Below are 15,146 nucleotides of genomic sequence, written 5' to 3' on the forward strand. Positions count from 1 at the left end.
GTTTATAAAGCAGGTGCAAGTGACCAAATTCAAGGTATTGCCGTGTCGGATGAGGGCGTTATGGCCATCGGAACGAAATCGAGTACGGTAGAATTATTTAATCAAGATGGAAAAGCAAGCGCTATCATACAAACGAGGGATATCGTTACAGATGTGAGCTTTTCTAGAGATGGAGCAAGTGTTGGTGCTTCAGATTTATCTGGCTTCTTCTATATATTTGATCATAATGGCAAAAAACTATGGGAAAGCAAGGTAAGTGTCGAGGGTCGGCAAGTTGAATTTGACAATGAAGGCAAGACTTTATATACAGGTGCGGGTAAAGGTGCTATTTACAAGTTCGATGTAGGAAGTGTGGTTGAAGAAGCTAAAGGCAAGGCAAGGGTGACCATGATTTTGTGGGCTATTGGGTCACTCGTCATATTTGCGGGCTTGCTCTCTCTATTCTTATATATGAAGAAAAGAAATCGTCTGGGTGTCTTTCGTTCCATCTGGCGTTCCAAATGGGTGTATCTCGGTCTTGCACCGACATTTCTTCTTCTATTCATCTTTCAATATTATCCAGCATTCTCAGGACTGATTCATTCCTTCTATGACTGGCAGCCGGGCGGAAGGACAACCTTCATCGGCTTAGACAACTTCGAGCGAATGATTCATGATCCGTACGTAACCAAAGGAATGGGAAATCTATTACTGCTCATCGTAACGGGATTAATTAAAACGCTAATTCCACCGCTGATAGCTGCGGAGTTAATCTATCATTTGCGGAGCAAGAAGCTGCAGTACGGTTTCCGTACCGCATTTACGGCATCGATGGTTATACCAGGTGTTGCGATGCTATTGATTTGGCAGAATTTCTATGATCCTAACGTAGGCTTATTCAACAACCTATTGGAAGTCATTGGACTAGGCTCATGGGCGCATGGTTGGCTCGGCGATCCGAACACCGCATTATGGTCCATTATCTTTATGGGCTTTCCGTTTATTGGTATCCTTCAGCTGCTTGTTTTCTATGCAGGCCTACTGTCGATCTCAGGGGAGTTAATTGAATCAGCTAAGATCGACGGAGCAGGCTTGCCGCGGATTATACGGTCTATTCATTTGCCGCTTCTTGCGGGTCAGTTCAAATTTTTGCTCATCTTAGCACTGATTGGCATCATTCAGGACTTTAACGGCATTCTGATTGTCACGGGCGGAGGTCCAATGGATTCAACTTATGTACCTGCCTTGCAAATGTACTATGCCGCTACTAAATTCAATGACCTTGGCTATGCATCAGCACTTGGTGTAAGTATGTTCTTGGCTGTCCTGGTCATTACTATCATCAACATGAAATTTATTAAAACATCGAATGATTAAGGAGGGACACAACCATGATCGCCAGTCAGGATGCGAAGTCATTGAAGGTCGGAGCCAAGGTTAAAAACAAGGGTCTGTTCAAAGGGAACATGAGCATCAATCAAATTATCATCGTCATACTGCTGGGGCTGCTCGTTGTCCTGATGCTAGTTCCAATTCTGTTCATGGTGGTTAGCTCACTGAAGAGCAATGCTCAAATTCTAGGGAACTTCTGGGGACTGCCTTCGCCTGCCAAATGGGCGAATTATAGTGAAGCTTTCAACAGTATTTGGCGTTATATCATCAATACATTGGTTTATGCAATAGCTGCAAGCTTTCTAGTTATGCTTCTATCCGCTATATCCGGTTATATCTTTGCCAAGAAAGAGTTTCCAGGCAAAGAGATGCTGTTTCTCATGATGCTGGCCATTATGATGATTCCAGGCATTCTAACCTTGATTCCTTCTTATGTGCTGTATGAGAGTATGAATCTGACGAACACGCCGTGGGTTATTATTATTGCCGCTGCTGCCGGAGGCCAAGTATTCGGTACGTTTCTCTGCCGGAGCTATATGTCCGGGCTGCCAAGCGAATTGTTCGAAGCGGCGCGTATTGACGGGGCGGCTGAAATGCGTGTTTTCTTTCAGATCGTCATACCGCTCTCCCTGCCTATCTTGGCTACCTTATTCATTATGCAGTCTGTAGGCGTGTACAACGATTATATTTGGCCGTTGTTGACGATTCAAGATAGCAGTATTCAAGTTATTTCGGTAGGACTGACACAATTCACGAAGCAATTCGGCATTACCGATGTGGGCACTAAATTCGCAGCCTATGGCATTTCTTCGATACCGCTTATTCTGATCTTCTCCTTTGGGATGAAATATTATATTCAAGGCATGACACAGGGCGCTTTGAAAATGTAACTGTAACTGCATATAACGAAACGCCGGGGTAACGGAATCTCGGCGGTTTTTGTTTCGGAACGGAATTGACCTATATGAATGAAGGGTGGAACAATCAATGCTAGATGAATTACAGATGCTTCCTCAATGGATATGGCATGGTGATCGTGAGAGGACGAGCGAGGTAGAATTAGTCAAATCTTTCATACTTGAATCCGCTGCAGACCATATAGAGTTTCGAATTGCGCTGACCGGAGCAGTTGAGGTGGAATTGGACGGTAACGTCGTTGGCATAATGGAAGAAAGTGCAGCTAATATTTGCGCTTTTCATCGGATACTATCTTTCCCGACGAGTCTTGAGGCTGGAGAACATACACTGCGCCTACGAATCATATGCACGAATATCATTCCAGTAGTGCCGATCAATATTCATCTTCAGGGACGACAAGCGGGCTGTATCGCTTATTTGAAGGCAGATCATTATTGGCTTTGTACAGACGAATCATGGCTTGCGAATGGTGAACAAGCAGCTAGTGTCTGCTTGCTCGGTGAGGAGCCTTACGGTGATTTGGAAGACGGACCGGAATGGTTCGTAGCAGGAGGGTTTAGAGATATCGTTGCCTCTCCACTAGAGTGTGTTACTCTACTATCGGTTAATGAGGCGGAGGCGCAGCTGCTTAACAACCGAGTTCTGCTCAGCGGAAGCGGGAAAGGAAGGATTCATATTCCGGCGCCGATTCGCAATGAATTTCATATTTTCTATCATGTTCGCAAGCAGACGGAATGGCGTGATAGGAACACTTTTATGCGTGAGATGAACTTGTCGGACATGCCCGTTTGTGTGCTGGATTTGGATAAAGAATATAATATGCGCTTTCACCTTAAGAATCGGTCTAATTCATCACTTACAATTGTATGGAATGGTGCGGAATCGCTTCAGGAGCTTGAACATTATGAAGGATTAATTACAGAGACCATTGAGCTTGAAGCAGGTGGAGTTCACACTACCCTTCCGCAAGGTATTCGTTATTTCCGTATGTATGTGCTGGCGGATGAAGGATGCCCATTTGAATTAGAGTGGCAGGGGGAAGAAGTAGGAGTACCGCTAAATCAAGCTGGGTCGCTTCGGACTGATTCAGCGCTTCTCAACCAGATATTCGATATCTCCTTACATACGAATCGAGTATGCCATCAGATTGGATTATGGGATGGGATAAAGCGAGATCGATTGAACTGGACCTATGACTTTTATCTAGCTGCCAAAGCCGATTATGTATTATGGGATGATCTCGCTGTACTTCGCCGTTCTATAGTGGAGCTTGGGCAAGGGACGCCGGACGGTTATTGGATGAATGCGATTCCTTCCTATACGCTGTGGTGGTTGAATAATGTATGGGAGTACTATTTGCACACTGGCGATAAGGAGTTTGTATTGTCCATTGAGCATGATATCGTAAGACACTGCCGGCTAGTGGAGAGCAATATTGACCCTGTTACTCATGAATTGCTTAATGTTACGCCAACGCTAATGGAATGGGTGCCGATGGAGCCGGAAGAAGGGGTTCTAGGCATGCAAGCTTTATTCCGTATGACAGGAGATAATCTTCGCAAGCTGAAGAGCTTCATTCCAGAACTGACTGAATTAAAAGACTGGAATCATCCGCAGATTGATGAGGAGAGCTTCCTTTCAGGTGAACAACTAATTACTAAGTTAATTGGAATTATGGCTGGGTATGTCACGAAGGATGAAGGAGAGGCATTCCTGCGTTCATATCAAATACAGGATCCTATCACGCCGTTGTCTGCTTATTGGCTTGCTGAATGCTGCTCGCAATTCGGTCTGCAGGAAAAGGCTTGGGAAGCTGTATCAACAGTGTGGGGTAAAATGCTGGAGGAAGGTGCGACCACTTGTTGGGAGAGTGTAACGCTTAAACATGAGAGAGACTTTCATGATGCTTTGACAACCTATACCGCCTACAATTCATACCGAATTAGTCTCTGTCATAGCTGGGCAGGCACTCCTGTCCATTGGATATTGTCGCGGGTGCTGGGTATTACACCGTTGGAGCCCGGCTATCGAAGTATCGCTTTCCGACCACAGAAGCTGGACGGCATTGGGACCTGCATAGGCAGCGTTCCAACACCTTTCGGTCCAATTGAAGCAGGCTGGGAAGAGGGGCAATCCGAGCCGTATATTTTACGTCTTCCGGATGGAATCAAGCTCGCGGTAGAAGTGTAGGGAAATATGATACAGAACAATAGGGGATGTCCCAAAAGCAGTTAGCTCGCTGGAGAGATAGCGCTCGCTTTGAACAGAAATGATGAACATGAAAAAATAGCAGTGCAGGGAGTTTAATTAACCGCCTTTGACTAAGCGGTTTTTAGTTGGTTGAAATGATTACGAACTTTACAAAATGACCAATCTGTTAAATTGGAGAAATGCTTACGAGTAGCTGAAAAGATGGCTTCCTGTAAGCTTTTTTTATTTATTTTGAAACCCATTATAAACTTATACTTAACAATTTATTCACCGAAAAATAAAGACAACGAGCGGAGCCAACGCAAAGAAAGGTAGCTGCGGAAGTTTTCATCAACAAAACGTTTCCAGTACCGGCACTCGGAAGCGAAACACCAGGTGTCGACAAAGTGACGATACGTGAGCACATCTTGGAAAAAGACTTCGGTGAAATTTATTGCACGCGTCCGAGTGCCTAACGCGGTATGAACCGCGGCTAATACGTCGTAAGTATATTCCAAAAACGCCCGTTAGGAATTCCCGCTATCCCATACAAAGACCGCTTGGGTAATGCTCAAACATGATGGTTTTCTCCGTTTCCGCTAACGCTCCATCTCCGTAAACCATCATGTTCTACGAAGCAAGGCCGGAAACATAATTCCTCTGCGCTTCACGGGACCTTCATCGAGCTGAAATGGCGCGCGAAGGAAACACTGCAGCCGATAACCGGAAAAATTGACACGGCACAAACGGTTGTCAGCGATGCGTCAGGCGTAGAACCTGCATTCCCGCCCACTCATAACGAGGTGGGCGGGAATGCAGGTTACTTGCCTTAACGCATAGGCTAATAGTGTTTCAGTAGCGAACACTAATTCCAAATGCGCATGCTGATGTGCCTCTGAAGTCGACTGTCGCTTTTTCGATTTCTGGGGTCGGCAAAAAAGTATTAGGCGGAAATAATGTCCAATTACCCCGAAAACGAATACTGCAAACCGGTTCATAAATGTTCTATATACATCCGTTTTCGCAGAGATTAGAATGGTCGTACAGCTGGGTTATGCTTCTTTAATTTTCAAAATGAGGGAGGTGCCGATTGGATTCATCCTATGAAAAAGCAGCAAGCTGAAAAGCATTGATCGTACAACAATATAGGGAGTGAAAAGATGGGAATTCGTAAACCGGCAAAAATCATTTCTGTTGTTCTTGCCATGCTCCTGTTGTTAGCAAGTATGTCATCTGCTTTTGGCGAAGAGGTAAATGCTTTGGATGTTGAAGGCTATGAAACGGTGGATTACACCGATTTTGGCGATGAAGGAGAAGTGGTTCCTACCTATTGGGGATTCACGCCGGCTTCTTCTACAGTTGCTATTCATACAGAGGGTCTCGGCGGCAATGCGACACCTAAGCTGCAGTACAATATCGTGAACCAGTCAGGGGGACGCATAGCATCGAAGACGTTTGCTTCGCCTGTCGGGGGAGCGAAGGTTCTTTTTGAATTTGACTGGTATCCCGGCAAGGTCAATGATAAGGGCGACCGTCAATTCGAAAATGGCGGCGAAGTGAAGTTTTTTGACAGCGCGGGCAATGCGATTTTTACGATAAACCATACGAATAACGCAAGTCTCTCTTACTATGTTGGCCGTCAGGAGCGTGCCGCTACCAGCTTTACTAATCCGGAAGCCTGGTACCATGCCAAGGTTGCTTTTGACTTGGTCGACAATGAAGCAGCGTTAACTCTTCAAGATCAGAGCGGCGCGACGGAGCAATACACGGCCTCCCTGGACGGAGTTAATTTCAGCGGCTCCTTCGGCATGATCAGGCTGCAAGGCGTGCGCACGTCCGGCAACAATCTGACTTGGACGACGTTTTTGGATAACTTCGGCATCTATAACGTGCCGATGTCCGACGATGCGATCTTGAAAGTGGACGACCTGCCGTATCACAGAGTCTATGTCGGCGAGACAACCGAGGAGCTTTCTTCCCTTGGATTGCCGGACCAAGTATCCGTTACGCTTGCTGACGACAGTAAAGTCGATGTGCCGATAAGCGAATGGGTGGAGATCGGCAGCGAGTGGGACCCTGATCGCTCCGGCGTTTATGAGTTCAGGGGTACGCTTGTTGAAACAGACGGGACGGAAAATGTGTTCGGCAGATATGCGACGCTTTATGTCTATAATCGTCTGCATCCCGTTGATCCGGCGCAGCAAGTGGAGTGGCTGGACAGGAGCGTTATCGCTCTTCCGTCCGAAGACGGCATATTCATTAGTTGGCGATTGCTTGCGGATGAATATGACCAGGGCGTGAAGTTTAATATTTTCCGCAACGGCAAGAAGCTAAATGACGAACCATTATTCGTGACCAACTTTATGGATGCCAAAGGCAAGTCTGGAGACGTCTATACGGTAGAGACTCTCGTTCGAGGAGCTTCTACGGAAAAAAATAAAGCAACGGCGTCAGCCACAGACTATTTATCCATCCCGTTGCAAAAGCCTGAGGGAGGAACAACGGCCACTGGAGATTACATGTACTCATCCAATGATGCGAGTGTAGGAGATTTAGACGGCGACGGGGAATACGAGGTGATTGTACTCTGGACACCGTCCAATGCGATGATGGCCTTGGAGGATGTCATTACAGGCCCGGCCATTTTTGATGCGTATAAACTAGACGGCACCCTGCTGTGGCGAATGAATATGGGGCCGAATCTGACCTCCGGTCCGCAGTATCATCAGTTTGTTGTAGGGGATATGGATGGGGACGGCAAATCCGAATTCCTCATCAAATCAGCGGACGGTACAACCGTATACGGCGCAACGAACGGCGTTTACGACAGCAGCAAAGTGATCAGCGTAATCGGCGATCCGGGAGCGGACTGGGTCAATGACGGAGGCCATGTAGTCGGCGGTCCTGAATATATATCCGTATTCGACGGGACAACCGGAGCAGTGATCGATACGATTGATTTTGCATTCCCGGTGGAGAAGGTTCCAGGAGACGGCGGTACATCATGGGGAGACAACTTCTACAACCGTTCAGACCGATTCCTTGCCGCAATGGCTTATTTGGACGGAGTCACTCCGAGCGCTATCTATGGCAGAGGATATTATGCAAGAACGGGCTTTGCGGCATATAGCTTAGTGAATGGCGAGCTTCAGGAACTGTGGACGTTTGATTCCGACGAATCTGGAAGAGGGGGAGGCCTCGGCAACCATAACCTGGCCGTCGGCGATCTTGACAATGACGGCTTTGACGAGATCGTCGCGGGCTCATTGACCCTTGATCATGACGGCACGATTCTGTATGCGATGGACGGTGAGATGGGACGCGTACAAGGCTCTCATGGCGACGCCCTTCATGTAGGCGCGTTTGACCCTGATCGAGAAGGACTTCATGTCTTCGGTGTGCGTGAGGAAACCACTGTCGCCTCTTTAGAGTATCATGACGGGGCAACCGGAGAGACGCTGAAGGCGTTCTACGCCTACAAGGATGCAGGCCGCGGCGTAGCTGCCAACATTACCTCTTCACCGGGCTATGAATTTTGGGGAGCGGGCGGACCAACAGTTGAAACAGGCGGTGGCGTCTATAACGTACAAGGGGATGTAGTGGAGGACAGCTTCAGAGATATCGGTCTTCCCGTTAACTTTGTCGCGTATTGGGACGGCGACTTGCTGCACGAATTGCTGGACGGAACAACGATTTCGAAGTATGACGAAGCAACCGGCGAAGTGAATGTGATAAAAGCTTTTGAAGGCGTTGTAAGCAATAACGGCACCAAAGCCAACCCGACGCTGCAAGCGGATATTGTGGGCGACTGGCGCGAAGAAGTCATTTACCGCACGCCTGGCGATTCGGAGCTTCGATTATACAGCACAACGATTCCAACATCGTACAGACTGTATACTTTGATGCATGATCCTGTCTATCGGATGGCTATTGCATGGCAGAATGCAACCTATAATCAGCCGCCGCATATCGGTTTCTATTTGGGCGAAGATATTAGAGACACGGTTCTTGCCGGACAATTGGAAGCGGAAAATATCGATTATACACCAAATGCTAATGCGATGAGGCAGACTGTCCATCTCGGATTGGATGATCCAATGCGAACCAAGCTAACGAATGCGCTGGATCAGGCGGAGCATCAGCTATCGAAAGGAAGACCTGAGCAAGCGGCACAGAGTATGCAGGGTTTTATTAAGCACCTGAATAGCAAGAGCCCTAAAATGCAGGTGGAAGATGAGTTGAAAGCCAACTTGATCGCCGATGCTCAAAGGTTAATAGAAGAATGGAAGAAGTTAGGTTCTGAATAGCGGGAAGTGAATGATAGGGTTAGACAGGGATAATCTGTCTAACCTTCTTCTCATTTAAAGCATGACTTATGCAGTTCGTTCCATCTGATGGAAACCTACTAGACACCTATTACTTTGATGTAGAGCGATGCAAGCGTTGTCCGTTCAAAGAGGGCTGCTACAAGGAAGGGGCCAAAAGCAAGAGCTATTCCGTAAGCATTAAATCCAAAGAACACTCGGAGCAGATGGCGTTCCAGGAGACAGAATACTTCAAGGAAAAAGCCAAGGAACGCTACAAAATTGAAGCGAAGAACAGTGAACTCAAACATGGACACGGGTATGATGTCGCTACATCCTCGGGTCTGCTTGGCATGGAGATGCAAGGGTAATGACCATTTTTGCTGTGAATCTCAAGCGGATATTGAAGTTAACAGTCTGATAATTCCGGAACAGGCAGTTGTTTAAGCCGAAAAGCAAGGCATCCACATCCCCAAAATGGGTGTAGATGCCTTTTTTCTCTTTGCCTAATTCACCGAAGAAGAATAAAGCAAGTTCTTCAGTGGCCTCAAGCTAATCAGGGGTCTTTTGCTATTCCATTTTAGAAAGAGGAGGGCAGCAGCTTAGAGATACAGTAAACTACTGGCTGTTTGTACAAGATTATTTATGATCCTCTCAGTGGCATCTGTTATGGCTGCTTTGGATATCCTTAACGATTTGATCTGCTTGATTGCCTCTTACTGATTCCTGCGCCTTTAAGCGGATATAAGCAATATTCATCGCCTGAATGGCCGGCACGTCATGTTCCAGCCTGCGATGGAAATTTTGCAAAGTCAGCTGAACATCATAGGTGTGAACGTTTAAATTCCACAGCATCTTGCTGATTTTATAATAGGTTGTTTGCAACAGCTGATTATTGATTGCATCCATGAGGACGTCCATCATTTTCTGTTTATCGCTTAGTAGTCCTAACTGTTCCAACGGAGACAATCTTGATACAAAATAAAGGATTTGACCTTCGATCCCTCTATAATTGTTGCCATCCCCCAAAACGAACGTCAGAACATCCTCGGCTGTCAGGTTCGTTACGCCGCCTGCCGCCGCTATCGTATTCAGTGCCACCAGCAATTCGGAGTCCGACAAGATCTCTACTAGCCCACTCCCTTGCTCATTGTAGGGGAGCGAACCAATCGCCAGCATGATATCAAACAGCTTCTTTTTCAACTGGGCCTGATCAACAGATGCAGGCAGCTTGAACTTGATTTTGTTCCAAATCGGGTCAATCAAGGATAAGTCTTCTATTTCGTCCAGTTCGGCAATCTCGGCGCTCAGTCTTCGTACATCCTCACGATCAGCCGGATCGCCTGCTTCAAGAGCGGCACGAAGCTTGCCGCTCCATTCCAGAAACGGTGCTCCCGCCTCATAATCCACGGTAAAACTGCTGGTATGCCGCACAACATTCCCGTCAATATCCCTAGCATAGACCAGGAGGGAATGAGTGCCGCTTGGCAATCTGGGGGCAACCGCGGTCAGCGTCCCGGTTGACTCGACATAGCTGGACGGTACAAGCTTATTGTTTACTCCGATCCCAGTCGTGATTGGATTAATGCCGGAATCTTTATCATACACATGAGCCGTGATTTTCGGCCAAGCCGTCGTTAATAAGTCGCCATCAGCAGGAGTCACAGATTCGATAATCGGGCTTACCCGATCCTGAGGCAATGTTGTTGCCGAAGCGACAGGGCCATCCGTCGTCCAGCTGCCGTCGGAACGCTGCGCCTCCACTTTGAAGTTGTATTCAGTTTTTGGCATTAGACCCGTTGCATCCAATGAGGTGGTGTTTCCATCCACAGACCCAATGAGCAGGCTATTGCCATAAATTCGATAAACCAAGCTCTGAGCGGCGGGCGTCCAGGTTAAACGAAGTGACGTCACATCGATATTCTCCGCTTTCATGCTGCTGCCTTTCCAAATCGAAAGCTGGACGTTGAAGCTTCCATTGTACTCCTGCAATAGATTCATCTCACGATCCAATACACGAATAAATAAGGAATGAGCGCCATCTTTCAAATCGGAGACATACGTAATCACCATGCCATGCATGTAATCGATTTGAATCGGGTCAATGGGCTGACCATCAACGATAATGATGATGTCGCCCGTATCTGCCAGCGGAATACCTAAAACAAATTTGATGAGTGTAAAGCCCGCGGATTACGCTGTTGAAATTCACCGCGCGGCGCAGCTTACAGCGTTTGCAATGAAAAGTACATATGGATGTGATGGGATTTCTACGAGGCAACATAATGAGCCTGCTGGCAATCAAGACGTGTGGCATTATCATCTCCATGTTTACCCTAGATATGTGAATGATCAACTTTATCTGACAAAGGGTTCTCAGTCCGATCCAGATGAACGCTCTTTCTATGCTGATAAGTTGCGTTCTTGGATAAAGGAAAACATTTAAGGTCTAGGAGGAGCGAATGATAACCCTAGTAGGAGATGAACCTGAGATTACGTGGGCCTTACTAGAGGATTGGGGAAAAAATAAGGTTCTCTCATTAAGCTCCCTTGGTACGATGTAATTTTCTCACGAATGCTCGCTTATTCGCAGGATTTCGCCCGGTTGGTAAGGGCTGAAAGACAAGAAGTGGAACGCCCTGTTAGACTTCGGCAACATGAAGGCGCACGAGAATAGAGGGGGGATATAACCGTCCCATATACTTCCATTTACTGCACGCATTCTCCACGCCGCCCTTGGAGGTTTTCACTCCCATGTCTTAACGGGTCAAAGCCCTCTCATTCCTTCGTTACGCCTATCCAAGGGGTGGAGGCCGGTCTTGCTAACGGTACGGGTCGGTGCCCTTTGGTTTAATGAATCCGGTACGCCGTGCTTTCTTTGAAATCCTGTGAATAAGCCAAAACTCGTACAACGAAACGGGTTGTTAGGTTAAGCTGCTTGCAAGAGCGGTAACGTTTTTTGTGGCATGTAGGCTTGACCGCTGCGCGCCATCCCGACTAGTATTCTAGCCAATTTACCGCATAGTTTCATAATGGACCTCATTTTCTTCATCTTCTTGAATTGCACATTGTAGGCATGCATCGCTTGAAACTCCGAATTGTTCATGACCAAACTCATAGTAGCCATGAAGAGGAAACGGCGAAGGCGGGATCGTCCGCGTTTGCTAATCTTCATTTGCCCCGTCCTTTTGCCTGAGCTCGCTTCTGCGAGGTTAAGTCCTGCATTGCGCAGCAAAGCATTTCCGTGAACAAATCCGCTTAAGTCCCCAGCCTCACCCAAAATACCAGCTAGTGAAATGACACTAATTCCTTTAATCGCGAGGATGGATTTTGCAAAGGGAATGCGTTCTAATACGGTTGAAATTTCCTTCTCCACAACCTCTAGCTGTTCGTAAGCAAGGTCGTACTCGGCGAGCAATTGTTTCAAGTGAAGCTTGTAGTAATGCGCAGCTGACTGAGATCCTACAGAATGGTTGGCCAGCTCGATGAGTGCTTTGCTTTTCTAGCACCACAGTGCCGTTTCATGATGGTTTTCCATCCCTGAATCAGGTTCTGAGGCTGCAGCTTACTGAGCTCCGCTGGAGCAGGGAAGAGGCGAAGCGTAGCGATGGAACCGATACAGGTGATGTCCTTGAATACGTGGCGTAGTTCAGGGAAAACAACGTCAACCCAGCGGTGAATCTGGTTTTTGGCACTAACAAGCCGCTTCACGACGAAGTCACGATTAGAGAGAAGCACACGTAGATCCTCGAATGCTTCGGGGGTCGTGCGAGTTTCTGAGTAGTAACCGTTCTTGACCATGTCGGCGATAACGAGTGCATCCTTTCTGTCACTCTTTGAGGGCGTATTGTCGCGATTTTCTTTGTTCTTTTTGACGAGATGCGGATTGACTAAAACGACTTCAAAATGGTGTTCTGTGAGCCACCGAGAGACGTTAAGCCAGTAATGCCCGGTTGGTTCTATCCCGACGACGGCTGCGCTTAAATGATGGGTGGTTTGCAGATTTTGAATCCAAAGCAAAAGATTGTGAAACCCCTCCTCGTCATTAGAAAAGGATAAGTAGTCTTCGATGATGATGCCACGAAAATTTACAGCGCGGGCAACATGCATCTGCTGGGCGATGTCGATCCCGACAACTAAATGCTGAGCAGTAATTTTTTCAATGAGTTGATTTTGTTTGTCCTGCGATTTAAACTTCATAGTAGAGCGTCCTCCTGGATGATGGGATTTTTAGGGCTATGACCCGTTGCGTACTCCCATCGTACCGAGGCGCTTCTTTTTTTGCAAAGCTGATAATTAACGCTCTACAGGAATGCTAACGGGGAACGATAGTTGAATAACACACAGGATGAGCAGGCGCTGCGGTGTCCTGCTCATTTTATTAAGCGCGTGCCTGCGAATGAAAGAATAGTAGCCGTTTTTGACCATATCTGCAATAACGAGAGCATCCTTTTTGTCGCTCTTGGAAGGTGTATTGTCACGGTTTTCTTTGTTCTTTTTAACGAGATGAGGAATAACGAGAACCACTTCAAATTGCTGCTCAGAGAGCAATCTGGAGATGTAGAGCGTCCTCCTGGATGATGGGATTTTAAGGGCTATGACCCGTTGCGTGTCCCATCGTACCGAGGCGCTTTTCCTTTTGCAAAGACGAAATTAATCCATCTACAGGAATGCTAACGGGAAACGTTAGTTGAACAAGACACTACAGCAGCCGGTCAAAATGATCGGCTGCTTTGTTATTGAATAAGGGGCAGTTATCTAGAACCGAATGAGATTAATTAAGCAGTCCTGACACCTAACAAAACTGAAACATGATCATAAAGCTTTGGCTTTATCGCACTGAGATATTTTTCATGTTGAGTTTAAATGCCCTTGACATAACACCATATGGTGTCCTATAATCAAAGCGTCACCATATGGTGTCCGATTAACAGTTAGTCATTTGGAAAGTTTGGAATCTGAATAAGTTTCACTTCAATCAATGATGAGGAGGAAACAAATGAGTAAGATTATCGGTGCGGAAATAACCGCGAAAGTAGTAACCCAGCCCCGGGGAAAAATGATTGCTTATTGGTCAGTCACATTACTACTCGCAGCAGCTGTTATGCTAAGTGGTATCGGGCAGCTGATGCAATATGGGGGAAACCTTGAGTTAGTGACGAATATTGGTTACCCATTATACGTCTTAACCATTCTCGGAATATGGAAAGTGCTTGGAGCCATCGCTCTCGTCGTGCCAGGTTTTCCTCGGCTTAAAGAATGGGTTCACGCTGGTATCTTCTTTTTAATGACTGGTGCGGCTTCATCTCATGCGTTTGCTAACGATTATGGGGATTATGGATTTTATATTATCCTTCCGCTTTCATATGCTGCTCTAAATATCGCTTCGTGGGCGCTACGTCCGAAGAGCCGCAAACTTTAGGGAGGCGGTGGAACTAACGGCCTTCCCTTCGTATCACCATGGATTTCTACTATAGAAAATTGGAGGGATTGCAGTGAGCGAGAACAACGAGAAGCGGGATGTGTTTGACGCGATTGCAGATCCAACTAGGCGCCGGCTAATTCGTCTGTTAGCAGAGGCGGAGGAGATACCGCTTTATGAATTAACGGCACAGTTTCAAATGGGCCGTACGGCGGTATCCAAGCATTTGACAATCCTTAAAGAGGCCGGACTGGTCCTTGACCGAAAAGTCGGCAGAGAAACGCGATTTAAGCTAAACACTTCTCCACTCAGAGAAATTCAAGATTGGGTGGCTTTCTACAGCAAGTTCTGGAGTACGAATATGTTGCGCTTGGAGCAACTATTAGAGGAGGAAGAAGAATGAGTTTAACATTATCCTTGGATTTTCAATATACGACATCAATCGAGAAGCTTTGGTCCGCCTTAACCGATTCAAGCAAGCTTGCCAAGTGGGTGGCTAACATCCACACCGGTCAGGCAATGGATAATGATTTTGAACCCGTCGTGGGACACCGTTTTCAGTTTCGCACTCAACCGACCGAATATTGGAATGGAATTATTGAAGGCGAAGTACTGATCGTGGAGGAACCACACCGGTTGTCCTATACTTGGGCGAGCGGTGAGAAGCACACGGTTACCTGGACGCTGCAGGATTTAAGAAACGGAAAGGTTAACCTTCATCTCGAACAAACCGGAATTTCAAATGCTCAAGCACTGGGTGGAGCTAAGTATGGCTGGAGCAAATGGTGCGGTGAGCTTGAAAAGGTATTGGCCTAATTGTAAAAGGAGCCATTCCTGTAATGAAGTAATTTGAGCTTTGAAAGAAAAAAGCGCCTCTTGTATACTGGGAAACGTTCCGGCAAGAACAAATCCCAATACGAAAAGAGGCACTCAAGATGAAG

8 protein-coding genes and 3 pseudogenes are annotated in these 15,146 nt (G+C 46.8%); 8 read left to right on the forward strand and 3 right to left on the reverse strand.

Annotated elements, in window-relative coordinates; all coding sequences use genetic code 11:
• From RCO25_RS33130 to RCO25_RS33150, 5 genes and pseudogenes are all read left to right on the forward strand, one after another.
• On the forward strand, window positions 1–1,356 hold a 1,356-nt coding region (locus RCO25_RS33130), incomplete at its 5' end, for an ABC transporter permease subunit (protein WP_309000333.1).
• A 14-nt stretch (window positions 1,357–1,370) separates the two neighbouring features.
• Entirely contained in the window at window positions 1,371–2,261 is an 891-nt protein-coding gene (locus tag RCO25_RS33135) for a carbohydrate ABC transporter permease (protein WP_309000334.1), read from the forward strand.
• Between the two features lie 97 nt (window positions 2,262–2,358).
• Complete coding sequence (locus RCO25_RS33140) at window positions 2,359–4,479, forward strand: alpha-L-rhamnosidase-related protein (protein ID WP_309000335.1); 2,121 nt, start codon at window positions 2,359–2,361, stop codon at window positions 4,477–4,479.
• A gap of 1,160 nt (window positions 4,480–5,639) precedes the next feature.
• Window positions 5,640–8,786, forward strand: a complete 3,147-nt coding sequence (locus RCO25_RS33145; RefSeq protein ID WP_309000336.1) for a rhamnogalacturonan lyase — start codon at window positions 5,640–5,642, stop codon at window positions 8,784–8,786.
• 104 nt (window positions 8,787–8,890) lie between these two features.
• A pseudogene (locus RCO25_RS33150) lies at window positions 8,891–9,204 on the forward strand (transposase); the annotation flags it as partial.
• Window positions 9,205–9,437: 233 nt separating this feature from the next.
• On the opposite strand, the gene RCO25_RS33155 reads toward RCO25_RS33150, so the two are convergent.
• The 3 genes and pseudogenes from RCO25_RS33155 to RCO25_RS33165 all read right to left on the reverse strand — a co-directional run.
• Entirely contained in the window at window positions 9,438–10,856 is a 1,419-nt protein-coding gene (locus RCO25_RS33155) for a fibronectin type III domain-containing protein (RefSeq protein ID WP_309000337.1), read from the reverse strand.
• Window positions 10,857–11,712: 856 nt separating this feature from the next.
• Window positions 11,713–12,983: pseudogene (locus RCO25_RS33160) on the reverse strand (IS110 family RNA-guided transposase).
• A 195-nt stretch (window positions 12,984–13,178) separates the two neighbouring features.
• Window positions 13,179–13,388 (reverse strand): annotated as a pseudogene (locus RCO25_RS33165) (IS110 family transposase); the annotation flags it as partial.
• 394 nt (window positions 13,389–13,782) lie between these two features.
• Here RCO25_RS33165 and RCO25_RS33170 point away from each other — a divergent pair.
• From RCO25_RS33170 to RCO25_RS33180, 3 genes are all read left to right on the forward strand, one after another.
• Window positions 13,783–14,205, forward strand: a complete 423-nt coding sequence (locus RCO25_RS33170) for a DoxX family protein (protein ID WP_309000338.1) — start codon at window positions 13,783–13,785, stop codon at window positions 14,203–14,205.
• Window positions 14,206–14,278: 73 nt separating this feature from the next.
• Entirely contained in the window at window positions 14,279–14,608 is a 330-nt protein-coding gene (locus tag RCO25_RS33175; protein WP_309000339.1) for an ArsR/SmtB family transcription factor, read from the forward strand.
• Window positions 14,605–15,021, forward strand: coding sequence for an SRPBCC family protein (locus tag RCO25_RS33180; RefSeq protein WP_309000340.1), 417 nt, complete (start codon window positions 14,605–14,607; stop codon window positions 15,019–15,021). Before RCO25_RS33175 ends, RCO25_RS33180 begins: the two co-directional genes overlap by 4 nt.
• Window positions 15,022–15,146 lie beyond the last annotated feature (125 nt).

Source organism: Paenibacillus sp. LHD-38 (assembly GCF_031157315.1).
Lineage (GTDB): Bacteria > Bacillota > Bacilli > Paenibacillales > Paenibacillaceae > Pristimantibacillus.

Excerpts from the sequence above, each read along its gene's own strand:
- RCO25_RS33180 (WP_309000340.1), top strand. The coding sequence starts at position 14,605 with ATGAGTTTAACATTATCCTTGGATTTTCAATATACGACATCAATCGAG.
- RCO25_RS33135 (WP_309000334.1), top strand. The coding sequence starts at position 1,371 with ATGATCGCCAGTCAGGATGCGAAGTCATTGAAGGTCGGAGCCAAGGTT.
- RCO25_RS33145 (WP_309000336.1), top strand. The coding sequence starts at position 5,640 with ATGGGAATTCGTAAACCGGCAAAAATCATTTCTGTTGTTCTTGCCATG.
- RCO25_RS33140 (WP_309000335.1), top strand. The coding sequence starts at position 2,359 with ATGCTAGATGAATTACAGATGCTTCCTCAATGGATATGGCATGGTGAT.
- RCO25_RS33170 (WP_309000338.1), top strand. The coding sequence starts at position 13,783 with ATGAGTAAGATTATCGGTGCGGAAATAACCGCGAAAGTAGTAACCCAG.
- RCO25_RS33155 (WP_309000337.1), bottom strand. The coding sequence starts at position 10,856 with ATGGTGATTACGTATGTCTCCGATTTGAAAGATGGCGCTCATTCCTTA.